Genomic DNA, 22467 nt, shown 5'->3' on the forward strand with positions numbered 1-22467 from the left:
GAACGGGATGGCCCTGCTGTTCACGCCCTGGTACACAGATAGTCATCACCCGCCGCACACCCACCCCGCGAGCCCGCGCGCGATCACGAAGGAGGGCCCCGTGAGACTGCTGCTCGTCGAGGACGACGACCACGTCGCCGCCGCGCTCTCCGCGATCCTCGCCCGGCACGGCTTCACCGTCACCCACGCCCGCAACGGCGAGGAGGCGCTGCAGGCCGTGCTGCCCGCCGCGCACGGCGAGCGCCCCTCGTACGGGGTGATCCTGCTCGACCTCGGCCTGCCCGACCAGGACGGCTACCAGGTCTGCGGGCGCATCCGGAAGCTCACCAGCACCCCGGTGATCATGGTCACCGCCCGGGCCGACGTGCGCTCCCGGATCCACGGGCTCAACCTCGGCGCCGACGACTACGTGGTCAAGCCGTACGACACCGGCGAACTCCTGGCCCGGATCCACGCCGTCAGCCGGCGCAGCTCCGGCGGCGACGAGGGCGGCGGCACCGGCGAGGACAGCACCCTGCGGCTCGGCACCGTCACCATCGAGCTGCCCACCCGCCGGGTCAGCGTCGACGACGAGGTCGTCCCGCTCACCCGCAAGGAGTTCGACCTGCTCGCCCTCCTCGCCCAGCGGCCCGGCGTGGTCTTCCGGCGCGAGCAGATCATCAGCGAGGTCTGGCAGACCAACTGGGAGGGCACGGGCCGCACCCTGGAGGTCCATGTCGCCTCCCTGCGCTCGAAGTTGCGCATGCCCGCCCTGATCGAGACCGTGCGGGGCGTCGGCTACCGCCTCGTCGCACCCGCCGCGTAAGCCCCGGCCGTCCCACCCGTGCGCACCCGACTCCTCCCGCTCCTCATCGTGCTGATGGCCGGCGTCCTGCTGGCCCTCGGCTTCCCGCTGGCCGCCAGCACCGCCGCCTCCGAGCAGCAGCGGGTGGTCGTGGACCGGCTCGACGACGAGGCCCGGTTCGCCGCGCTCGCCCAGTTCGTCGACAACGAGAGGCGCTTCGCGCCCGACGAGCGGCGCGCCATGCTGAGCGGCGAACTCGCCAGCTACCACGAGGTGTACGACATCCGGGCCGGCATCTTCTACCGCGACAACCGGTCGATGGCCGTCGCGCCCGAGGACTGGGTCGTGCCGTACGACGGCGAGGCCAGACGCGCCTTCAACGAGGCGCTGCTCGGCCGCCGCAGCCACGACCCCTCCCAGGTCTGGCCCTGGCAGGGCGACGCACGCCTCATCGTCGCCTCCCCGGTCGTCCGGGACGGCGACGTCGTCGCCGTGGTCGTCACCGACTCGCCCACCGGGGACCTGCGGTCCCGGATCCTGCACGGCTGGCTGCTGATCTTCGCCGGCGAGGCCGCCGCCATGCTGCTCGCCGTCGGGGCCGCCTTCCGGCTCACCGGCTGGGTACTCCGGCCGGTCCGGGTCCTCGACGCCGTCACCCACGACATCGCCACCGGCCGGATGAACTCCCGGGTCGCCGCCACCGGCGGACCGCCCGAACTGCGCCGCCTGGCCCACTCGTTCAACGAGATGGCCGACCACGTCGAGGACGTCCTCGACCAGCAGCGGGCCTTCGTCGCCGACGCCTCCCACCAGCTGCGCAACCCGCTCGCCGCGCTGCTCCTGCGGATCGAGCTGCTCGCCCTGGAGCTGCCCGAGGGCAACGAGGAGATCGCCTCCGTGCGCACCGAGGGCAAGCGGCTCGCCCAGGTTCTCGACGACCTCCTCGACCTCGCGCTCGCCGAGCACACCGCCGCCGATCTGCGGCTCACCGACATCGGGGCGCTGACCGACGTGCGGGTGGCGTCCTGGCGGCCGGTCGCCGACGAGAAGGGCGTCACGCTGACCGCCGAGACCTGCGCCGTCACCGCCTGGGCCGACCCGGTCGCGCTGTCCAGCGCGCTCGACGCGGTGATCGACAACGCCCTGAAGTTCACCCCGGCCGGCGAGGACGTCACGGTCGCGGTCCGGCTCGCCCCGGAGCGCGCCGCCGTCGAGATCGAGGTCGCCGACCACGGCCCCGGACTCACCGACGAGGAGCTGGAGCGCGTCGGTGACCGCTTCTGGCGCTCCGGCCGGCACCAGAATGTCAAGGGCTCGGGGCTCGGCCTGTCCATCTCGCGCGTGCTGCTCGCGGCGGGCGGCGGCACGATCGCGTACGCCCGGAACGCGCCGCACGGACTGCGGGTCACGGTGGGCGTGCCCCGCGAGGACCCGAGGACGGGCCAGGACCCGGCCTAGCGGTTCCGGATGGTCTACGGCTTCACGGAGCGGTAGTAGCGGCGGGCGCCCTCGTGCAGCGGCAGCGGCTCCGTGTAGATCGCCGTCCGCAGGTCCACCAGCTGCGCCGGGTGCACCTGGTTGCCGATGCCGTCGCGGCTGGCGATCACCGTACGGGTGAGGCCCTCGACCAGGTCGGGGTCGGCGTCCTCGGCGGTGACCAGGATGTTCGCCACCGCCACCGTGTCCACCGGGTTGCCGCTCTGGGCCAGGCTGTAGGCGTCGCCCGGGATGGTCGCCGAGCGGTAGAAGCGGGTGGAGCCGCCCACGTCGTGCAGGCTGTCCACCAGGGCGGCGTCGAGCGGCAGGAGCCGGACCGGCAGTCGCTCGGACAGCTCCTGGACGCCCGCGGTGGGCAGTCCGCCGGACCAGAAGAAGGCGTCGAGCTTCCGCTCCTCCATCAGCTTCGGCATGGTGTCGATGCCGGCCGAGACCGGGACGACGTCGACGTCCGGGGTCACCCCGGCCGCCGCGAGCACCCGGTCGGCGATCAGCCGCACGCCCGAGCCCGGCTGCCCGACGCCGACCCGGAGGCCGCGCAGATCGGACACAGTCTCCACCGGCGAGCCCTTGGGGACGATCACCTGGACGTAGTCGTCGTAGAGCCGGGCGCAGCCGCGCAGCTTCTCGAAGCCGGGCTTGCGGTCCCGCAGGTACTGGCCCACGGCGTCCGCCGTCGCCACCGTGAAATCGGCCTCGCCGGAGGCGAGCCGGGCGAGGTTCTGCTGGGAGCCCTCACTATCCTTCAGCGTTATCGAGACATCCGGCAGATCGCGGCCGAGGGCCTGCCGCAGCAGCTCCCCGTAGCGCTGGTACACGCCCGTGGGGACCCCGGTGCTGAAGGTCACATGCCCGCTGGGCGTCTTCGCGCCGAACGGAACCAGCCACCAGACGAGCAGCCCGGCCAGGGCCAGCAACGCCGCCGAGACCTGGAGCAGGCGGCGGCGGGCGGTACGGGACGGTGCGGCGGGCATGCCGCGATCCTGCCAGCTCGCTCCCCGTCCTGGCCAGGACGGACGTCACGTTCCCGGCCAGGAGGGGGCCGGCTACCGGTCAGTAGGGCCGATCAGTAGGCGAAGCCGGACTTTCCGGTCGTGGTCGCCGTGACGTGCGTGATCCCGCTGCCGGGCGGCAGCGCGGTGGTCGTCGCCGTCCCGGTGGTCCCGGTGGTGCTGCCGTCGCCGAGCTGTCCGGTGGCGTTGTTGCCCCAGGACTTCACGGTGCCGTCCTTGAGCAGCGCGACCGCGAACCCGTTGGCGGTGTTGCCGGCGCCGCCTCCGCCGCCCATTCCTCCGACAAGGGCCTGCTGAAGACCGCCCCGCCTGCCGCCGGTTCGGTACGGGCGCTCCGTACCGTCCCGCTCAACTGACCGGCCTGGCGGGCGGGTTCAGGTCCGCCGCCTGCTCGCGCAGCCAGCCGAGCAGCGTGGCGAGCCGGGGATCGCGCTCCGGCGGGCGCGGGGTGAGCAGCCCGTAGCCCGTCCCGTCCGGGACGAACCCGTACGGGGCCGCCAACTGGCCCCGTACGAGGTCGTCGTGGACGAGCGCGTACGGGCCGACGGCGACGCCGACGCCCGCCACGGCGGCCTGGAGCGCGAGGTAGAAGTGCTCGAAGGTCTGCTCGCCGCGGACGGTGGACGTCTCGCCGGTCAGGCGGTGCCAGTCGGCCCAGGCGGCCGGCCGGGTGCCGGTGTGCAGCAGGGTGACGGGCTCGCCCGCCCGGAGCCGTTCCACCAGGTCCGGGCGGCACACCGGGCCGATCCACTCCTCGAACAGCGGCACTCTGCTCACCCCCTCCGGCACCGGGAAGTCGTCCCGGCGCACGGCCGCGTCGACCGGCTCCCGGGCGAAGTCCACCGGCCCGCCGCCCGCCGACAGATGGACGGTCAGACCGGGATGGCCCGCCGTGAGGTCCGGCAGGCGCGGGATGAGCCAGCGCATGAGCAGGGTCGGTTCGCAGGACAGGGCGAGCGGCCCGCCGCCGCGCTCGCGGCCGCCCGAGATCTCCCGGGCCGCCTCCTCCACCAGATCGAGCGCGTCCCGTACGGCGGCGGCGAGCCGGCGGGCCTGCGGGGTGGGGCGCAGTGCGCGCGGGCCGCGCTCGAACAGCTCCGTGCCGAGCGCCCGCTCCAGGTTCCGCACCTGCCGGCTGACCGCGCCGTGCGTGACATGGAGCTCTCGCGCGGCCCGGGTCATGCTCGCGTGGCGGACGGTGGCCTCGAAGGGCAGCAGGGTGGTCAGCGGGGGCAGGTCCGGCCGGGTCATGCGTGAAATCTAGTCACAGGATGTGTGAGAAGGAATCGCTTGTCCTGCGGCTTCGTGCGGCGTGATGGTGGATCCCGTCACAGCCGCCGTCCTACGGCGCGTGTCGGCGGTGGGCGCCCGCTGCCCGCCGCCGCCGGCACCTTCCGTCTGCCGTCCGCTCACGCACCCACCCGAGGGGCCCACCCAGCGATGCCGCCTTCCACCGTCGTCGTCCTCGCCGACGACCTCACCAGCGCCGCCGACGGCGCCGCCCCCTTCCGCCGTGCCGGCCACCGCGCCCTGGTCCTCTTCGAACCGCCCGCCCGCCTCGGAGACGGCGTCACGGCCGTCGACCTCGGCACCCGGCTCGCCGCCGGCCCCGACGAGGCCGCGGCCCGGATGCGGCGCGCGGCCGGGGCGTACGCCGGCGCGGACCTGCTGATCAAGACGGTCGACTCGACCCTGCGCGGCCATGTCGCCGCCGAACTGCGGGCCGCGCTCGCCGGTTCGGGCCGCCGCGCCGCGATCCTCGCCCCCGCCTTCCCCACCGAGGGCCGTACGACGGTGGCGGGCGTGCAGTACGTGGACGGCGTACGGGTCGACGAGAGCGCCTTCGCCCGCGACCCCGCGCACCCGGTCCGCACGGCCGACCTCGCCCGGCTCCTCCCGGAAGCCGTACTCCTCGAACCCGGCGCGCTCGCCGAACTGCCCCGACTGGTCGCGAAGGGCGGGGTGTTCGTCTGCTCGGCTCGCACCGAGGCCGACCTCGACGCGGTTGTGGCCGCCGTTCCGCGCCCCGAGGAGGTGCTGTGGGTCGGCTCCCCGGGCCTTGCCGACGCCCTGGCCCGCCACCACCCCCGTACCCCCGCCGCCCCCCGCCCCGAACTCCCGCCCGCCCCCCGTCCCCTGGCCGTCGTCGGCAGCGCCAACCCCGCCAGCCGCCGCCAGCTCGCCGCCCTGCGCGCCGTGGCCGGCGCCGCCGTCCACACCCCCGAGGAACGCGGCACCGAGCCGGGCGTACTGCTGCGCGCGCTCGTCGAGGAGGCGCGGCGCACGGTCGCCGAGGGCCGGGCCGACGGCCTCGTCCTCACCGGCGGCGAGACCGCCGCAGCCGTCCTCGGCGCACTCGGCGCCACCGGCGTCGAGCTGTACGACGAACCGGAACCGGGCATCGCCCGCGGCACGCTGTACGGGGGGCGGCTGCCGGGGACCGTGGACGAGCGGGCGGACCGGCAGGCCCGGGAGGACCGGGCCGACCGTGAGGATCGGGCGGACCAGGCCGACCGTGAAGACTGGGCGGACAGGGTGGACCGGGACGGCCGGGCGGATCGGGAAGACCGAGAGGACCGAGAAGACCGGGCCGACGGTGAAGACCGGGAGGTCCGGGTGGACCCGGCCCGCCGTGAAGACCGGGCGGACCCGGCGGACCGGGTGGACTGGGAAGACCGAGAAGACCGGGCCGACGGTGAAGACCGGCAGGCCCGGGAGGACCCGGCCGACCGGAAAGTACGCCGAGCCGGCGGCCGGTCGGCGGGTGAGCCGGACGGTGGGGACCCCGACGCCACCGAAGCGGGCCCCCGCTCCACGGCGACGCCGGACCCTTCCGGCCGCCCCGGCAACACCAGCCCCTCTGGCTCCTCTGGCTTCTCCAGCCCTCCCGGCTCCTCCGGACCTTCCGCACGCCCCGGCTCCTCCGGCGTCCCCGATTCCTCCGGCGCCTCCAGCACCTCCGGCCTCCCCAGCACCTCCCGCCTCCCCGTCCTCGTCAAGGCCGGCGGCTTCGGCGACGACGGCACCCTGGTGCGCCTCTCCGCGCTCCTCGCGGGAGGGGCCCGATGACCGGACCCGGCACCGGCGCCCGCCCCATCGCCGTCACCATGGGCGACCCGCACGGCATCGGCCCCGAGATCACCGTCAGGGCTTGTGCCGACCCCCGGCTGCCCGCCCCCGTTCTCGTCATCGGCGACACCGGCGCCCTCACGCGCGCGTGCCGGGCCACCGGGGTGGACCTTCGGGTCCGTCCCGTAGGGGACGCGACCGGGGCCGACCGTACGCCCGGCGTCCTGGACGTGCTGCCCACCGGGCCGGAGCTGCCCGAGGACCTGGCCCTCGGCACGGTCGCGGCGACCGCGGGCGCGGCCTCCTACGCGTACGTACGGAAGGGCATCGCCCTCGCTCTCGCCGGCCAGGTGCGCGCCCTGACCACCGCGCCGGTCAACAAGGAGGCCCTGCGCCTCGCCGGCGTCCCGCACCCCGGTCACACCGAGATCCTGGCCGAGCTCACCGGCACCGAGCGCTACGCGATGATGATGGCCAACGACGAGCTGCGGGTCGTCCTCGTCACCGTCCACCAGGCCCTGCGCGAGGCGATCGACGCGCTCACCGTCGAGCGGGAGCTGGACATCGTCCGGCTCGCGCATCAGGCACTCGCCCGCCGGATCCCCGGCGGCCGGCCCAGGATCGCCGTCGCCGGTCTCAACCCGCACGCGGGCGAGAACGGTCTCTTCGGCCGCGAGGACCTCGACGTCATCGCCCCGGCCGTGCGCGCCGCCCGTGCGGAGGGCATCGACGCGAGCGGCCCGTGGCCCGCCGACACCGTCTTTCTGCGCGCCCGCGCGGGGGAGTTCGACGCGGTCGTCGCCCAGTACCACGACCAGGGTCTGATCCCGGTGAAGTACCTGGGCCTGGAGCACGGCGTCAACATCACCCTCGGCCTGCCGTTCGTGCGCACCAGCGTCGACCACGGCACCGCCTTCGACCTCGCGGGCACCGGCACCGCCGACCACCGCAGCCTGCTCACCGCCCTGCGCCACGCCGCCGAACTCACCCCAGAGAGGTAGGCCCTCAAGCCCATGGACTTCGTCTTCATGCTCACCCGGGACGACCGGACCGTCACCGACTGCCTGCACGTCCTGGACTCCGTCCGCGACCTCGGCATCACCCACATCGGCTTCAAGGACGTCGGCGTGGACCCCGCGACCCTGCACCGCCTCCACGCACAGATCCGGGAGCTCGGCGCCGCCAGTTACCTGGAGGTCGTGTCGACCACCCGCGAGCAGGCCCTCGACTCGGTCCGGGCCGCCGTCGACCTCGGCGTGGACTGGCTGATGGGCGGCACCTGGGTCGACGAGACCCTCGACCTGCTCGCCGGCACCCCGGTCCGCTACCTCCCCTTCGTCGGCGAACCGATCGGTCACCCCACCCGCCTGGCCGGCGACCCGGCCCGGATCGCCGCCGACTGCCGCCGCGCCGAGGCGGCGGGCTGCGCGGGCGTCGACCTGCTCGCCCACCGCGCCACCGAGGCCGCCCCGCTCGACCTGGTGCGGGCCGCCCGCGCGGCGACCACCGGCCGAATCGTCGTCGCGGGCTCGGTGACCACCGACGCGCAGATCCACGCGCTCGCCGAGGCCGGCGCCGACGCCTTCACGGTCGGTTCGGCGGCCTTCGCGGGCACCGTCCGGCCCGCCGCCGGCGGACTCGCCGCGCAGCTCACGGCGGTGCTCGCGGCCGCCGGCCGGCCCACCCGGCGCGGGGGCGGCGCGGGGCCGCGGGACGAGCGGGCGGGGCAGCTCCGCGACCCCCTTACCCTTGAGGGATGACCAGCAGCAGCGACCGGACCGGAGCAGTGGACGAAGTGGGCGTTTCGCGAACCTACGAAGTGCGCACCTACGGGTGCCAGATGAACGTCCACGACTCCGAGCGGCTCTCCGGCCTCCTTGAGGACGCTGGTTACGTCCGTGCCCCCGAGGGCTCCAACGGCGACGCCGACGTCGTGGTCTTCAACACCTGCGCGGTCCGCGAGAACGCCGACAACAAGCTGTACGGCAACCTCGGCCACCTCGCGCCGATGAAGGCCGCACGGCCCGGCATGCAGATCGCCGTCGGCGGCTGCCTGGCGCAGAAGGACCGCGACACCATCGTCAAGCGGGCCCCCTGGGTCGACGTGGTCTTCGGCACCCACAACATCGGCAAGCTGCCGGTGCTCCTGGAGCGCGCCCGGATCCAGGAGGAGGCGCAGGTCGAGATCGCGGAGTCCCTGGAGGCCTTCCCGTCGACGCTGCCGACCCGCCGCGAGTCCGCGTACGCCGCCTGGGTCTCGATCTCCGTCGGCTGCAACAACACCTGCACCTTCTGCATCGTCCCCGCGCTGCGCGGCAAGGAGGAGGACCGCCGGCCCGGCGACATCCTCGCCGAGATCGAGGCGCTGGTCGGCGAGGGCGTCTCCGAGATCACCCTGCTCGGCCAGAACGTCAATGCGTACGGCTCCGACCTCGGCGACCGCGAGGCCTTCAGCAAGCTGCTGCGGGCCTGCGGCGAGATCGAGGGGCTGGAGCGGGTCCGCTTCACCTCCCCGCACCCGCGCGACTTCACGGACGACGTGATCGCGGCGATGGCCGAGACCCCGAACGTGATGCCGCAGCTGCACATGCCGCTGCAGTCCGGCTCGGACACGGTCCTGAAGGCGATGCGCCGCTCGTACCGGCAGGAGCGCTTCCTCGGGATCATCGAGAAGGTGCGCGCCGCCATCCCGCACGCCGCCATCTCCACCGACATCATCGTGGGCTTCCCCGGCGAGACCGAGGAGGACTTCGAGCAGACGATGCACGTGGTCCGCGAGGCCCGCTTCGCGAACGCCTTCACCTTCCAGTACTCCAAGCGCCCCGGCACCCCGGCGGCCACCATGGAGGGCCAGATCCCCAAGGAGGTCGTGCAGGCGCGCTACGAGCGCCTCGTCGCCCTCCAGGAGGAGATCTCCTGGGAGGAGAACAAGAAGCAGGTCGGCCGCACCCTGGACGTCATGGTCGCCGAGGGCGAGGGCCGCAAGGATGGCGAGACCCACCGCCTCTCCGGCCGCGCCCCCGACAACCGGCTCGTCCACTTCACCAAGCCCGACGAGGACGTGCGCCCCGGCGACGTGGTGACCGTCGAGATCACCTACGCCGCCCCCCACCACCTCCTCGCCGAGGGCCCGACCACCGCCGTCCGCCGCACCCGCGCGGGCGACGCCTGGGAGAAGCGCACGGCCGCCGAGGCGGCGAAGCCGGCGGGCGTCCTGCTCGGCCTGCCGAAGATCGGCGCCCCCGAGCCCCTGCCGGTCGCGGACGCGCCGGCCTGCGGGAGCCACTGACACCGAGGTACCGGCAACGGGGGGATCACATGGGCAACTGGGTCGTCGTCGCGCAGTACGGCGTCGCCAGCGACGGGAACGCGTTCCGGACCGAACTGGTCAGGACCGTGACCGGCAGCAGGGAGGAGGCCAGGGAGGCGCTGCGTGAGACGGCCCTGGCCTACCGCGAACCGATGCGTGAGAAGCGGCGCCGGGTGTTCCGGCTGAGCGGTGGCGACAGCTACCTCGTGCGGGTGAACGGCCTGGTCTCCGAGACGGACACCGTCCTCACCATCGCCGAGCTGGTGTACGACTCCGCCGACCCGAAGCTCGGTCCGGTGGACGGGTGGGGCGGGGTTCCGCAGGGCCCGGAGAGCCCTTCGTAGGCGCCTCGCCGCAGTAGGCTGCGGATCATGCTTGTCGCCGCCGCCGTGTGTCCCTGCCCGCCGCTCCTCGTGCCCGCCGTCGCGGCCGGGGCCGCGTCCGAGCTCGCCGAGGCCCGTACGGCCTGTTCCGACGCGCTCGGCGTGCTCGCCGCGTCCCGGCCCGACCGGCTGGTCGTGATCGGGCCCGCCGACGAGGGGGAGCGTGGGGTCTTCCCGGCCGGGTCGGCCGGATCCTTCGCCGGGTTCGGTGTCGACGCGACCGTACGGCTCGGGGCGGGGCCCGGTGGGGATCGGGTGCTGCCGGCATCCCTGGCGGTGGCCGGGTGGCTCCTGGAGCACACGGACTGGGCGGACGCGCCCGTCGAGGGCCTGGGCGTCGGTGAGCCGCTGGAGGCGGTGCGCTGTGCCGCGACCGGGCGGGAGATCGCCGCGTCGGCGGAGCGGGTCGCGCTGCTCGTCATGGGCGACGGCAGCGCCTGCCGCACCGTGAAGGCCCCGGGCTATCTCGACGAGCGTGCCGAGCCCTTCGACGCGGCCGTCGGCCGGGCGCTGGGCGCGGCGGACCCGGCGGCGCTGCTCGCGCTCGACGCGGAGCTCGCGTACGAGCTGAAGGCGGCCGGCCGGGCGCCGTGGCAGGTGCTCGCGGGCGCGGCGGAGGGCGCGGGCCTGGCGGGCCGGCTGCTCTACGAGGACGCCCCCTACGGGGTCGGCTACTTCGTCGCCGCCTGGAGCTAGGCGCGGCGCACCCACGACGGCGGACGACTGCGGACGGCCGCGGAGCGATGCGCTCCGCGGCCGTCCGCCGTGGGGGAGGAACGGGGCGACCGAGGTCAGGCGGCCGGAGGCGGGCCCGACGGGCCCTCGTCCTTGTGGGCGAGGCGGTCGATGGCGTGCTTGGCCTTGCCGGTGCCGGACTCGATCTTGTCGCTGTACTTGCCCTTGGTCTTCTCGTCGACCTTCCTGGCGGCCTTCTCCAGGCCGTGCTCCACCTTGCCCCCGTGCTTCTCGGCGAGGCCGGAAACCTGGTCCGAGACCTTGTCCTTGGCAGGGGCTAGCTTTGCCTTCAGTGAATCCAGGAAACCCATGGGGTCACCGTCCCTCCACGTTCCTCGTGCCCTCTTTCAGGGCCTGCTCCAGGGCCTACTTGCGGGCGCCTTCGCCGGCCGCCCCGCTGTCCGCGGCCTCCTCCGCCGACTGCTGCTTCGGGATCTCCACGGTCCCGTCCTTCACCACCGGGCCGGCGTCGTCCACGACCTCGGCGGAACCCTCTGCGGAAGCCTCGGCAGCGGCTTCGGCGGCGGGCTCCGGCGTTCCGGTCCCGGCCTCCGCCGTCTCGCCCGCCTCGGCCGCTTCCGGCTCCTCCGTCACGGACTCCGTCACGGCCGCAGTCTCCACGGCGTCCTTGCTCTTACGGCGAAACAGTGCGAAAACGCCCATATCTGCTCCCTAGCGTACTCAGGGTCGTCATTCCGGAACAGGCAACGAAGCCGGACGGAGGCCGTCACGTCGCTCATTCGGGGACATCGCCCGAGGTTTGCGAGACTGGGGCGGTGAGAAGTGCAGCTCCCGCCTCGCGGGTCATCGCCGTCGTCGGCCCCACCGCGGCCGGAAAGTCCGATCTGGGCGTCTTCCTCGCCCAGGAGCTGGGCGGCGAGGTCGTCAACGCCGATTCCATGCAGCTCTACCGGGGGATGGACATCGGCACCGCCAAACTGACGATGGAGGAGCGCGGCGGCGTCCCGCACCACCTCCTCGACATCTGGGACGTGACCGAGGCCGCCAGCGTCGCCGAGTACCAGCGGCTGGCCCGCGCCGAGATCGACCGGCTGCTCGCCGAGGGCAAGGTGCCGGTCCTGGTCGGCGGCTCCGGCCTGTACGTGCGCGGGGCCCTCGACGTGATGGAGTTCCCCGGCACCGACCCCGAGCTCCGGGCCCGCCTGGAGGCCGAGCTGGAGGAGCGCGGCTCCGGCGTGCTGCACGCGCGCCTGGCCGCCGCCGACCCCGAGGCCGCCCGCGCGATCCTGCCCAGCAACGGGCGGCGCATCGTGCGCGCCCTGGAGGTCATCGAGATCACCGGCAAGCCCTTCACGGCCAACCTGCCGGGCCACGACTCCGTCTACGACACCGTGCAGATCGGCGTCGACGTCGCCCGCCTCGAGCTCGACGAGCGGATCGCCACCCGGGTGGACCGCATGTGGGACGCCGGGCTCGTCGACGAGGTGCGCGCCCTGGAGGCGCGCGGCCTGCGCGAGGGGCGCACCGCGGCCCGCGCGCTCGGCTACCAGCAGGTGCTCGCGGCGCTCGCGGGGGAGTGCACCGAGGACGAGGCCCGGGCCGAGACCGTGCGCGCCACCAAGCGCTTCGCGCGCCGCCAGGACTCCTGGTTCCGGCGCGATCCCCGGGTGCACTGGCTCAGCGGGGCCGCCGAGGACCGCGGGGAACTCCCGCGACGGGCCCTGACGTTGGTCGAACGAGCGGTTACAGCCTGATCACGTGATGGCATCGGGACGTCATGCCCGTCATTCCGGGGGTGCGGAGCGTGCCATCATCGAGCATCGATCGACCAAGTGGAGTCCGAGTGGGGAGGGCGCGTGGCGATGGAGGCCGGCCCTCGCGACACCGAACAGCAGTCCGCCGTCCGGGGCGAAGTCCCCGGTGAGGCGCGAGGTCTGACACCGGACGGTCCGGACGAGGCCGAGGGCAGCGCCGTCGAGGTCGACGCCGCCGAGGTCGAGGTGGAACTGCGCCCGCAGCGCCGCCTGAGGATCTGGCAGCTCGCGCCGATCGTCGGGCTCGCCGCCGTCGGCTCGCTGATGTTCGCCTTCCCGCTCGCCTTCGGCTCGGGCGACGGCGGCGCCGTCGTCGCCATGCTCGGCCTGCTGATCAGCTCCTGCGCGGCGGGCTGGGGCATGATGGCCGCCCGCCGGGTCGGCCACACCTGGCCGGGCCTTCCGGTACGGGGCTCCGGCGAGCGCCCGAACTGGCGCGCCCTCGCCCTGTACGTGCTCCTCAGCGCCGTCCTGGTGGCCCTGGCCGTCTGGCGCGTCGCCCGGCTCCGCTGATCCCAGGCCCGGCCCGTGGGCCCCGGGCCTCGGCCCGCTGAGCCCCGGCCCCCCGCCGTCGCCGTACCCGCCCCGTACAGTTGATCTCATGACCAGCGCGCAGACCTCGCCGCTCGCCTTCCTCAAGGGCCACGGCACCGAGAACGACTTCGTGATCGTCCCCGACGCGGACAACGCCGTCGACCTGCCCCCCGCCGCCGTCGTCCGGCTGTGCGACCGGCGGGCCGGGATCGGCGGGGACGGGGTGCTGCACGTGGTGCGCAGCGCCGCGCACCCCGAGGCGCGGGAGATGGCCGGCGAGGCCGAGTGGTTCATGGACTACCGCAACGCGGACGGCTCGGTCGCCGAGATGTGCGGCAACGGGGTCCGGGTCTTCGCCCGCTACCTCCAGCACGCCGGGCACGTGACCGCCGGCGAGGTCGCCGTCGCCACCCGCGGCGGGATCAAGCGGGTGCACCTCGACAAGGACGGCTCCGTGACCGTCCGCATGGGCAAGGCCCTGCTGCCCGCGGACGGCGTCACCGTGACCGTGGACGGCCGCAGCTGGCCCGCCCGCAACGTCAACATGGGCAACCCGCACGCGGTCGCCTTCGTCGACTCCCTCGACCACGCGGGCACCCTCTACGACGAGCCGCCGTACGAGCCGGCCGCGGTCTACCCGGACGGCGTCAACATCGAGTTCGTCGCCGACCGCGGCCCCCGGCACGTCGCCATGCGCGTCCACGAGCGCGGCGCCGCCGAGACCCGCTCCTGCGGCACCGGCGCCTGCGCCGTCGCCGTCGCCACCGCCCGCCGGGACGGCGTCGACCCGGCCGCGACCGGCACCCCCGTCACGTACACCGTGGACGTCCTCGGCGGCACCCTGGTGATCACCGAGCACCCCGACGGGGAGATCGAGATGACCGGCCCCGCGGTGATCGTCGCCGAGGGCGCCGTCGAGCCGGAGTGGCTGGCCGGCTCCTGAGGCCGAGGCGGCTCCTGAGGCCGAGGCGGCTCCTGAGGGTGATCCTTTCCTTCTGAGACGGCTGGAATCGAAACCGTCAACGACTGATTCGTCCCTCGAATGGGTGATCCCGTTCACGCTCGGCGAGAGCGGGACTGCGCCACGTGGTGGGGTCGGTAGCATCAAGCACCGGCCCGCCGGGCACGCCTTGCCCGGCCCTCCGCCGGTCGACGCCGCCGGAGGTGCCCCATGAGCGCAGAGGCCGCCAACCCCGTGAGCGACGCCGAGGCCGCCGGCCCGGACGCTCCCGGGCGCAGACGAGCCCGCCCCAGGATCGATCTGCGCCGCCTCGGTCGCGCCGCGCTGCTCGGCGCGACCGCCGGACCCGCCGCCCGCGACCGGCTGCCCGACGCCATCGGGCACGTCGCCGAGGCCCACCGCGCCCACCACCCGGACGCCGGCCTGGCCGTGCTGCGCCGCGCCTATGTGCTCGCCGAGTCCTCGCACCGGGGCCAGTTCCGCAAGAGCGGCGAGCCGTACATCACCCATCCGCTCGCGGTCACCCTGATCCTCGCCGAACTCGGCGCCGAGACCACCACGTTGACCGCGGCGCTGCTCCACGACACCGTCGAGGACACCGAGGTGACGCTTGACCAGGTGCGCCGCGAGTTCGGCGACGAGGTCGCCTATCTCGTCGACGGCGTCACCAAACTGGAGAAGGTCGACTACGGCGCCGCCGCCGAGCCCGAGACCTTCCGCAAGATGCTCGTCGCCACCGGCAACGACGTCCGCGTGATGTCGATCAAACTCGCCGACCGGCTGCACAACATGCGCACCCTCGGCGTGATGCGCCCCGAGAAACAGGCCCGCATCGCCAAGGTCACCCGCGACGTCCTCATCCCGCTCGCCGAACGCCTCGGCGTCCAGGCCCTCAAGACCGAGCTGGAGGACCTGGTCTTCGCCATCCTCCACCCCGAGGAGTACGAGACCACCCGCGCCCTCATCGCCGGCACCCCGGGCGCCGCCGACGCCCTCGCCGGCGTCGCCGAACAGGTCTCCGGCGTGCTGCGCGAGGCCGGCATCGGCGCCGAAGTCCTCGTCCGGCCACGGCACTTCGTCTCCGTCCACCGGGTCCGCCTCAAGCGCGGCGAGCTCCGCGGCAGCGACTTCGGCCGGCTCCTCGTCCTGGTCGCCGAGGACGCCGACTGCTATGCCGTCCTCGGCGAGCTGCACACCTGCTTCACCCCGGTGGTCTCCGAGTTCAAGGACTTCATCGCCGCCCCCAAGTTCAACCTCTACCAGTCGCTGCACACCGCCGTCGCCGCCCCCGACGGCGCCGTCGCCGAAGTCCTCATCCGCACCCACCAGATGCACAAGGTCGCCGAGGCCGGCGTGGTCGCCCTCGGCAACCCGTACATCGGCCCGGAGACCGGCGAGCCGGTCGAGGACGGCGAGCGCGTCGACCCCACCCGCCCCGGCTGGCTCTCCCGGCTCCTCGACTGGCAGCAGTCCGCCCCCGACCCCGACACCTTCTGGACCTCGCTGCGCGCCGACCTCGCCCAGGACCACGAGATCACCGTCTTCCGCACCGACGGCGGCACCCTGGGCCTGCCCGCCGGCGCCACCTGCGTCGACGCCGCCTACGCCGAGCACGGCGAGGCCGCCCACAGCTGTCTGGGCGCCCGCGTCAACGGCCGGCTCGCCCCGCTGAGCACCGTCCTCCACGACGGCGACACCGTGCAGCTGCTGCTCGCCCAGGACTCCGCCTCCGGGCCCTCCCCGCAGTGGCTCGACCACGCCCGCACCCCCGCCGCCCGGATCGCCATCACCGGCTGGCTCCGGGCCCATCCCGAGGCAGCCAAGGTGCCCGCCGCCGCGCCCCGTGCGCCCGTCAGCGTCACCGCGGACCGGCGCACCGGCAGCCGGCTGCGCGCCGAACTGCCCGGCGGACCGGACGGCGCCGCACCCCCCGCCGTACGCCCCGCGGGCTGCTGCACCCCCGTACCGCCCGACGAGATCACCGGCTTCGTGGTCCGCGGCGGCGCCGTCACCGTGCACCGCACCGGCTGCGCCTCCGCCGACTCGATGAAGCGGCTCGGCCGGGACCCCGTCACCGTGCACTGGGGCGACACCGCCGAATGCCGGGTCACTCTCGTCGCCGAGTCCTTCGGCCGCCCCCGGCTGCTCGCCGACCTCACCGAGGCCATCGCGGCCGAGGGCGTCGCCGTCGTCTCCGCCACCGTCGAACCGCCCACCGAGCAGCGGGTCCGCCACACCTACACCCTCCAGCTCCCCGACGCCGCCGGGCTGCCCGCCCTCATGCGGGCCATGCGCGACGTGCCCGGCGTCTACGACGTGAGCCGCGCCCGGCACCCCGCCACGCCCCAGCTGTGAGCGCCCAGCTCTGAGCGCCGCCGCCGGTCCGCCGGGCGTGACACCTTCGGGTGGCGCCCGCGCGAGTCGCCCCGGGGCGACGCCCGGGCCCTGGTAGCGGTAGCGCATGCTCCCCTCCCGTGCCGTCCCCGCCCCGCAGCCGCCCTCACGCGCGCGTGCGCCACGACCGGTCCCCCCACCGACCCCACGACCGGCGTCCCGGCCGGCGCCACGCGCGCGTGCCCGTGCGCTGCGCTCCGCCGTGCTCGTCGCCCTCTCCGCGGGCCTGGTCGCCGCGGCGCTGCCCGCCCCCGCGCCCCTCGGCATCGGCGACCCGCTCTTCCCGCAGCTCGGCAATCCCGGCTACGACGTCCTCTCGTATGACATCGCGCTCACCTACCCGGGCAAGAACACGGCACCGCTCTCCGGCACCACCACCATCGAGGCGCTGGCCACCGACGAGCTGGAGCGGATCAACCTCGACTTCACCCACGGCACCGTCTCCGCCGTCACCGTGGCCGGCGAGCCCGCCGAGTTCGCGAGCAGCGGCGAGGACCTGGTGATCACCCCGGCCCGCCCGGTCGAGGCCGGCGAGGCCGTCGAGATCGCCGTCACCCACACCAGCGACCCCCGGGGCCCGGCCGACTCCGGCGGCTGGGTCCGCACCGGCGACGGCCTCGCCATGGCCAACCAGGCCGACGCCGCCCACCGGGTCTTCCCGTCCAACGACCACCCCTCCGACAAGGCGTACTTCACCTTCCGGATCACCGTCCCCGACCGCTTCACCGCCGTCGCCAACGGCCTGCCCCAGAGCCGGGAGCAGCACGACGACAGCACCACCTGGACCTACCGCACCGTCCACCCCATGGCCACCGAACTCGCCCAGGTCTCCATCGGCGAGTCCGCCGTCGTGCACCGCAGCGGCCCGCACGGCCTGTCCGTCCGCGACGTGGTCCCCGCCGCCGACAAGGAGCGCCTGGAACCCTGGCTGGCGCGCACCCCCGGACACCTGGAGTGGCTGGAGCAGCGGGTCGGCCCGTACCCCTTCGAGAACTACGGGGTGCTGATCGCCGACGCCGACACCGGCTTCGAGCTGGAGACCCAGACCCTCTCGCTCTTCGAGCGCCGGCTCTTCACCGAGCCCGGCTTCCCCGAGTGGTACGTCGAGTCCGTCATGGTCCACGAACTCGCCCACCAGTGGTTCGGCGACAGCGTCTCCCCGCGCGCGTGGTCCGACCTGTGGCTCAACGAGGGGCACGCCACCTGGTACGAGGCGCTGTACGCGGAGGAGAACGGCGGGCCCACCCTGGAGCGGCGCATGAAGGCCGCCTACGCCGCCTCCGACCGGTGGCGCGCCGACGGCGGCCCGCCCGCCGCGCCGAAGCCGCCCGCCCCCGGCGAGAAGATCAGCCTCTTCCGGCCCGTCGTCTACGACGGCGCCGCCCTGGCCCTCTACGCGCTGCGCGAGGAGATCGGCACCGAGGCCTTCGGCCTCCTGGAACGCCGCTGGGTGGCCCAGCACAAGGACGGCACCGCCACCACCGCCGACTTCACCGCGCTGGCCGGCGAGATCGCCGGGCGCGACCTGAGCGCCTTCCTGCACGCCTGGCTGTACGGGGCGAAGACCCCGCCCATGCCCGGGCACCCCGACTGGAAGGCGCGCCAGCCGGTCTCGAAGCGGCCGCCGAAGGCCGCGAAACCGGGGTGACGGGCCCCCTCCGGCCGTGTCACCATCGTCGGGTCGGCGACGCGGCCGGACGGGCGGGAATTCTTCCGCCGGGTCACGCGTTGTGACCGGCACAACGGATTTCTCTTCGACGTAAGGATCAAATGACCTCCTCTTCATCCCCTTCCCAGGACAAGCAGAGCTTCGCGGACACCCGCCGCACCGAGAGCCTTCGGGCCGATGCCCTGATGGAAGAGGACGTCGCCTGGAGCCACGAGATCGACGGAGAGCGGGACGGCGAGCAGTTCGACCGCTCCGAGCGCGCGGCCCTGCGCCGTGTCGTGGGCCTCTCCACCGAGCTCGAGGACGTCACCGAGGTCGAGTACCGGCAGCTGCGCCTGGAGCGCGTCGTGCTGGTCGGCGTATGGACCTCGGGGACGGTGCAGGACGCGGAGAACTCGCTCGCCGAGCTCGCGGCCCTCGCCGAGACGGCGGGCGCCCTCGTGCTCGACGGCGTCATCCAGCGCCGCGACAAGCCGGACCCGGCCACGTTCATCGGCTCGGGCAAGGCCCAGGAGCTGCGGGACATCGTCCTCGAGACCGGCGCCGACACCGTCGTCTGCGACGGCGAGCTCAGCCCCGGCCAGCTCATCGCCCTCGAGGACGTCGTCAAGGTGAAGGTGGTCGACCGGACCGCCCTCATCCTCGACATCTTCGCCCAGCACGCCAAGTCGCGAGAGGGCAAGGCCCAGGTCGCCCTCGCGCAGATGCAGTACATGCTGCCGCGACTGCGCGGCTGGGGTCAGTCGCTGTCCCGTCAGATGGGCGGCGGCGGCGGTGGCGGCATGGCCACCCGTGGTCCCGGTGAGACCAAGATCGAGACGGACCGGCGACGGATCCGCGAGAAGATGGCGAAGATGCGCCGGGAGATCGCGGAGATGAAGACCGGCCGCGACATCAAGCGCCAGGAGCGCCGGCGCCACAAGGTGCCCTCGGTCGCCATCGCCGGTTACACCAACGCCGGCAAGTCGTCCCTGCTCAACCGCCTCACGGGCGCGGGCGTGCTGGTGGAGAACGCGCTGTTCGCCACCCTCGACCCGACCGTGCGCCGGGCCGAGACGCCGACCGGCCGGGTCTACACCCTGGCCGACACCGTCGGCTTCGTCCGGCACCTGCCCCACCACCTGGTCGAGGCCTTCCGTTCCACCATGGAGGAGGTCGCCGACTCCGACCTCATCGTGCACGTGGTGGACGGCTCGCACCCGGCCCCCGAGGAGCAGCTCGCCGCCGTGCGCGAGGTGTTCCGCGAGGTCGGCGCGGTCGACGTGCCGGAGATCGTGGTGATCAACAAGGCGGACGCGGCGGACCCGCTGGTGCTCCAGCGGCTCCTCCGGATCGAGAAGCACTCGATGGCCGTCTCCGCCCGCACGGGCGAAGGCATCGCCGAGCTGCTCGCGCTGATCGACGCCGAGCTGCCGCGCCCGCAGATCGAGATCGAGGCCCTCGTGCCGTACACGCAGGGCGGGCTGGTCTCGCGCGTGCACAGCGAGGGCGAGGTGATCTCCGAGGAGCACACCGCGGAGGGCACCCTGATCAAGGCCCGGGTGCACGAGGAACTGGCGGCGCACCTCGCGTCGTACGTCCCCGCCGCGCACTGAGCCGACAGGCGACGAGCACGACAAAGGCGCCGGCCGCCTCCCGCGAGGGAGACGGCCGGCGCCTTTCTGTCTGTGCCGAGGCCTGGTGAGAGGCCTGTTACGAGGGGGGTCAGCGGAACTTCTTGCTGATCATCTCGTGGGCCGCCTTGGCGCCCCTGCCCAGCTGCGGTCCGGCCAGCCAGCCGTTGCTCCCGGCCGGGCCGATCGAGGTGTTCGACACCAGCGCCGTGGTGCCGTTGGGCAGCACCCGGAACCAGCCGCCGCCCGACGAACCGGCGGTCATCGTGCAGCCGATCCGGTACATCACCGGAGTGGCCGGCGCCGTGCTCAGGCGCGTGGCCCGGTCCAGGCACTTGTGCATGATCACGCCGTTGTACGGCGCCGCTCCCGGGTAGCCCCAGGCGCCGATCGTGCCGGCCTGCGCGGGCTGCGGGGCCGAGAAGTCGATCGGCAGGGCCGCGCCGACGGTCTCCTCCAGGGACTTGCGGCCGTTCTGCGGCTGCACGTGCAGCACCGCGTAGTCGTACGGCCAGGCCTGGTTGGTGCCGCCGCGCTGGATCCACTCGCCGGAGGTCACGGCCCAGTCGGCCCAGTACTGGCCGTAGGGGTAGATCTCGTACCCCTGCGCGTTGCGCAGCGAGGCCGGGGACTTGCCCTTGTCGTTGAAGGCCGGCGCGAACATGATGTTGCGGTACCAGCCGCCGCGCTGGCCCGCGTGCACACAGTGCCCGGCGGTCCACACGAGGTTGGACTTGCCGGGGTGGCGCGGGTCCTTCACGATCGTGCCCGAGCAGGCCATGGAGCCCTCGGGCGCGTCGAAGAAGATCTTGCCGACGGGCGCCGCGTAGCGGTGGTACGGGGTCTTCTCGCGCTGCGCCGTCACCGGCCGCGGCGTCGGGTCGCTGCCCCCGGCGGTCGCCTGGGTCTCGACCGTCTGGTCCGGGCTCTTCGCGGACTGCATCCGCTCGCCGTCCCAGAGACCGTCGATCACCGGGTTGACGAAGTCCTCGGCCTCACGGAGCCAGGTGTCCTTGTTCCAGTTCTTCCACTCGCCGTCCTTCCACTTGTCCAGGTCGACGCCGTGCTTCTTCAGCTTGTCGGCGAGGTCCTTCGGAAGGCCGGAACCGGCACCGGAGCCGCCCTCGGACGGGCTCGCGGTCGCCGTCTGATCGGCGGGCTTGTCGGCCGCCGGAGTCTCCGTCGGGCCGCAGGCCGTGGCGGTCAGCGCCAGCGCGAGCGCGGCCGCGACGCCGCCGGCGGCGGGCAGGAGTCGTATCGAACGCATGAAGTGGTGTCCCCCTGGGATGTCCGGCGCGCCCGGCCGGGAGGGCGCGGCGGATCGCCGCTGCCGCCCTGTCGCCATGGACGCGTCACATTGCGGTGCACAGTATGCCCGCGGAATGCCCTTGGAGCCGGGCGGGACCGGGGGCCCCGCCCGACTTCGTACAAGGTCTTACTGGTTCGCGTACTTCTTGCTCACACCGTCGTACAGCGCCTTCGCCTCGGCGCCGAGCCGCGGACCGGCCAGCCAGCCCGCCGTCACCGGACCGATCGAGGTGTTCGACACCAGCGCCGGCTTGCCGTCCTGGCCGGCGGCCACCCAGCCGCCGCCGGACGAACCGCCCGTCATGGTGCAGCCGATGCGGTACATCGTCGGCTGCTCGGCCTTGATGGACAGCCGGCCCGGCTTGTCCGCGCACTGGAACATCTTCTGCCCGTCGAAGGGCTTGCCCGCCGGGTAGCCGGTCGCCGTCATGCCGGCGATCTTCGGCACCGCCGGCGCGTTGAACTCCACCGGGAGCGCCGAACCGACCGTCTCCTCAAGAGACTTGCCGTTCCCGCCCTTCTCCGGCGTCACGTGCAGCACCGCGAAGTCGTACGGCGCGCCCTTGCCGCCGGTCTGCCCGCCCTCGTCGATCCACTGCTGCGAGGTCTGCGCCCAGTCGCTCCACCACACGCCGTAGGGAGCGATCTGCTCGCGGGTGGCGTTCTCGAGGGCGGAGGTCGGCTTGCCGTCGTTGTTGTACGAGGGGACGAAGGCGATGTTGCGGTACCAGCCGCCCTTCTGGCCGGCGTGCACACAGTGCCCGGCCGTCCAGACCATGTTGGACTTGCCCGGGTGCGCCGGGTCCTGCACGACCGTCGCCGAGCAGACCATCGAACCCTCGGGCCCGTCGAAGAACACCTTGCCGGAAGCAGGGGAGTTCTCGTGGTACGGCGCCTGCACGGCCTTCGCCGGCACCTTGGCCGGCGTCGGGTCGGTCACGCCCTTGTCACCCGAGATGTCCTCCTCCTCGACGGGCTTGTCGGGGCGCTCGGCGTCCCGCATCCGGTCCGGGTCCCAGAGGTCCTCGATGATCGGGTTGACGAAGTCCTTCGCCTCGCGCAGCCACTTGTCGCGGTCCCAGTTCTTCCACTCGCCGCCGCGCCACTTGTCGACGTCGATCCCGTGCTCCTTCAGACGGTCCTTCAGGTCGTCCGGAAACGTGATCTTGCCGTCGGCGGAAGGCGTCACGGCGGTGGGCTTGTCACCCCCCGCGTTGTCCTCGGTCGGACCGCAGGCAGTCGCCGTCAGCGTCAGCGCCGCGACGGCGGACGCTGCGGCCAGCAGCGGACGAATCGATCGCATCTCGTGATCCCCCTGGGACTACGTCAACTTGTGCATCAGTTACTTGTGCATCAGTGAACAGCTGCGGCACGGACGGGAACGTGCTGGAACGCACAGCCGTGCCGCGTGAAGCCCCCACT

Annotated in this window: 21 protein-coding genes; 14 read left to right on the forward strand and 7 right to left on the reverse strand. The window is 73.6% G+C overall.

The features are described 5' to 3' along the window. Nucleotides 1–100 precede the first annotated feature (100 nt). Together KV205_RS15045 and KV205_RS15050 are read left to right on the forward strand one after the other, a co-directional pair. Nucleotides 101–805, forward strand: coding sequence for a response regulator transcription factor (locus KV205_RS15045; protein WP_265865089.1), 705 nt, complete (start codon nucleotides 101–103; stop codon nucleotides 803–805). An 18-nt stretch (nucleotides 806–823) separates the two neighbouring features. Continuing rightward, the gene (locus tag KV205_RS15050; RefSeq protein ID WP_265864856.1) at nucleotides 824–2242 is read left to right on the forward strand and encodes a HAMP domain-containing sensor histidine kinase; all 1419 of its coding nucleotides are present in this window, start codon (nucleotides 824–826) and stop codon (nucleotides 2240–2242) included. Nucleotides 2243–2256: 14 nt separating this feature from the next. Here KV205_RS15050 and KV205_RS15055 read toward each other — a convergent pair whose 3' ends face one another. From KV205_RS15055 to KV205_RS15065, 3 genes are all read right to left on the reverse strand, one after another. Then, on the reverse strand, nucleotides 2257–3255 hold the full coding sequence (locus KV205_RS15055) for a TAXI family TRAP transporter solute-binding subunit (RefSeq protein WP_265864857.1): 999 nt from the start codon (nucleotides 3253–3255) through the stop codon (nucleotides 2257–2259). Between the two features lie 92 nt (nucleotides 3256–3347). Beyond that, on the reverse strand, nucleotides 3348–3569 hold the full coding sequence (locus KV205_RS15060; protein WP_265864858.1) for an RCC1 domain-containing protein: 222 nt from the start codon (nucleotides 3567–3569) through the stop codon (nucleotides 3348–3350). A 73-nt stretch (nucleotides 3570–3642) separates the two neighbouring features. Next, entirely contained in the window at nucleotides 3643–4545 is a 903-nt protein-coding gene (locus tag KV205_RS15065; RefSeq protein WP_265864859.1) for a LysR substrate-binding domain-containing protein, read from the reverse strand. A gap of 189 nt (nucleotides 4546–4734) precedes the next feature. On the opposite strand from KV205_RS15065, the gene KV205_RS15070 reads away from it, so the two are divergent. Genes KV205_RS15070 through KV205_RS15095 form a run of 6 tightly spaced genes read left to right on the forward strand, consistent with a single transcriptional unit; the run spans nucleotide 4735 to nucleotide 10752 of the window. After that, complete coding sequence (locus tag KV205_RS15070; RefSeq protein ID WP_265864860.1) at nucleotides 4735–6363, forward strand: four-carbon acid sugar kinase family protein; 1629 nt, start codon at nucleotides 4735–4737, stop codon at nucleotides 6361–6363. Next, nucleotides 6360–7364: a 4-hydroxythreonine-4-phosphate dehydrogenase PdxA gene (gene pdxA / locus KV205_RS15075; protein ID WP_265864861.1), complete on the forward strand. Its 1005-nt coding sequence runs from the start codon at nucleotides 6360–6362 to the stop codon at nucleotides 7362–7364. The genes KV205_RS15070 and pdxA overlap by 4 nt, the downstream gene beginning before the upstream one ends. Before the next feature lie 12 nt (nucleotides 7365–7376). After that, on the forward strand, nucleotides 7377–8123 hold the full coding sequence (locus KV205_RS15080) for a HisA/HisF-related TIM barrel protein (protein ID WP_265864862.1): 747 nt from the start codon (nucleotides 7377–7379) through the stop codon (nucleotides 8121–8123). Beyond that, nucleotides 8120–9652 carry a tRNA (N6-isopentenyl adenosine(37)-C2)-methylthiotransferase MiaB gene (miaB, locus tag KV205_RS15085; protein ID WP_265864863.1) on the forward strand — a complete coding sequence of 511 codons (1533 nt, stop codon included), beginning with the start codon at nucleotides 8120–8122 and terminating at the stop codon, nucleotides 9650–9652. The genes KV205_RS15080 and miaB overlap by 4 nt, the downstream gene beginning before the upstream one ends. Before the next feature lie 29 nt (nucleotides 9653–9681). Further along, a complete protein-coding gene (locus KV205_RS15090; protein ID WP_265864864.1) occupies nucleotides 9682–10017 on the forward strand; it encodes a hypothetical protein in 336 nt (111 codons plus the stop codon). A gap of 27 nt (nucleotides 10018–10044) precedes the next feature. After that, the gene (locus KV205_RS15095) at nucleotides 10045–10752 is read left to right on the forward strand and encodes a class III extradiol dioxygenase subunit B-like domain-containing protein (RefSeq protein WP_265864865.1); all 708 of its coding nucleotides are present in this window, start codon (nucleotides 10045–10047) and stop codon (nucleotides 10750–10752) included. A 95-nt stretch (nucleotides 10753–10847) separates the two neighbouring features. Here the strand turns inward: KV205_RS15095 and KV205_RS15100 are convergent, their stop codons facing one another. Beyond that, nucleotides 10848–11102 (reverse strand): antitoxin, encoded by a 255-nt coding sequence (locus KV205_RS15100; protein WP_265864866.1) that lies wholly within the window; start codon nucleotides 11100–11102, stop codon nucleotides 10848–10850. Nucleotides 11103–11157: 55 nt separating this feature from the next. Beyond that, entirely contained in the window at nucleotides 11158–11454 is a 297-nt protein-coding gene (locus KV205_RS15105; RefSeq protein WP_265864867.1) for a hypothetical protein, read from the reverse strand. Between the two features lie 113 nt (nucleotides 11455–11567). Between KV205_RS15105 and miaA the strand changes: the two genes are divergently transcribed. From miaA to hflX, 6 genes are all read left to right on the forward strand, one after another. After that, a complete protein-coding gene (gene miaA, locus KV205_RS15110; protein WP_265864868.1) occupies nucleotides 11568–12506 on the forward strand; it encodes a tRNA (adenosine(37)-N6)-dimethylallyltransferase MiaA in 939 nt (312 codons plus the stop codon). Nucleotides 12507–12614: 108 nt separating this feature from the next. Then, a complete protein-coding gene (locus KV205_RS15115; protein WP_265865090.1) occupies nucleotides 12615–13079 on the forward strand; it encodes a hypothetical protein in 465 nt (154 codons plus the stop codon). Between the two features lie 88 nt (nucleotides 13080–13167). Then, nucleotides 13168–14043 (forward strand): diaminopimelate epimerase, encoded by an 876-nt coding sequence (gene dapF, locus KV205_RS15120; RefSeq protein ID WP_265864869.1) that lies wholly within the window; start codon nucleotides 13168–13170, stop codon nucleotides 14041–14043. Between the two features lie 228 nt (nucleotides 14044–14271). Continuing rightward, complete coding sequence (locus KV205_RS15125) at nucleotides 14272–16416, forward strand: bifunctional (p)ppGpp synthetase/guanosine-3',5'-bis(diphosphate) 3'-pyrophosphohydrolase (protein WP_265864870.1); 2145 nt, start codon at nucleotides 14272–14274, stop codon at nucleotides 16414–16416. A 106-nt stretch (nucleotides 16417–16522) separates the two neighbouring features. Then, nucleotides 16523–18103, forward strand: coding sequence for a M1 family metallopeptidase (locus tag KV205_RS15130; protein ID WP_374214673.1), 1581 nt, complete (start codon nucleotides 16523–16525; stop codon nucleotides 18101–18103). A 122-nt stretch (nucleotides 18104–18225) separates the two neighbouring features. Next, nucleotides 18226–19719 carry a GTPase HflX gene (gene hflX / locus KV205_RS15135; protein WP_265864871.1) on the forward strand — a complete coding sequence of 498 codons (1494 nt, stop codon included), beginning with the start codon at nucleotides 18226–18228 and terminating at the stop codon, nucleotides 19717–19719. A gap of 109 nt (nucleotides 19720–19828) precedes the next feature. Here hflX and KV205_RS15140 read toward each other — a convergent pair whose 3' ends face one another. Next, nucleotides 19829–21004: a serine protease gene (locus tag KV205_RS15140; protein WP_265864872.1), complete on the reverse strand. Its 1176-nt coding sequence runs from the start codon at nucleotides 21002–21004 to the stop codon at nucleotides 19829–19831. A gap of 168 nt (nucleotides 21005–21172) precedes the next feature. Then, the gene (locus KV205_RS15145; RefSeq protein WP_265864873.1) at nucleotides 21173–22348 is read right to left on the reverse strand and encodes a serine protease; all 1176 of its coding nucleotides are present in this window, start codon (nucleotides 22346–22348) and stop codon (nucleotides 21173–21175) included. Nucleotides 22349–22467 lie beyond the last annotated feature (119 nt).

Source organism: Streptomyces sp. SKN60 (assembly GCF_026236535.1).
GTDB lineage: Bacteria > Actinomycetota > Actinomycetes > Streptomycetales > Streptomycetaceae > Streptomyces.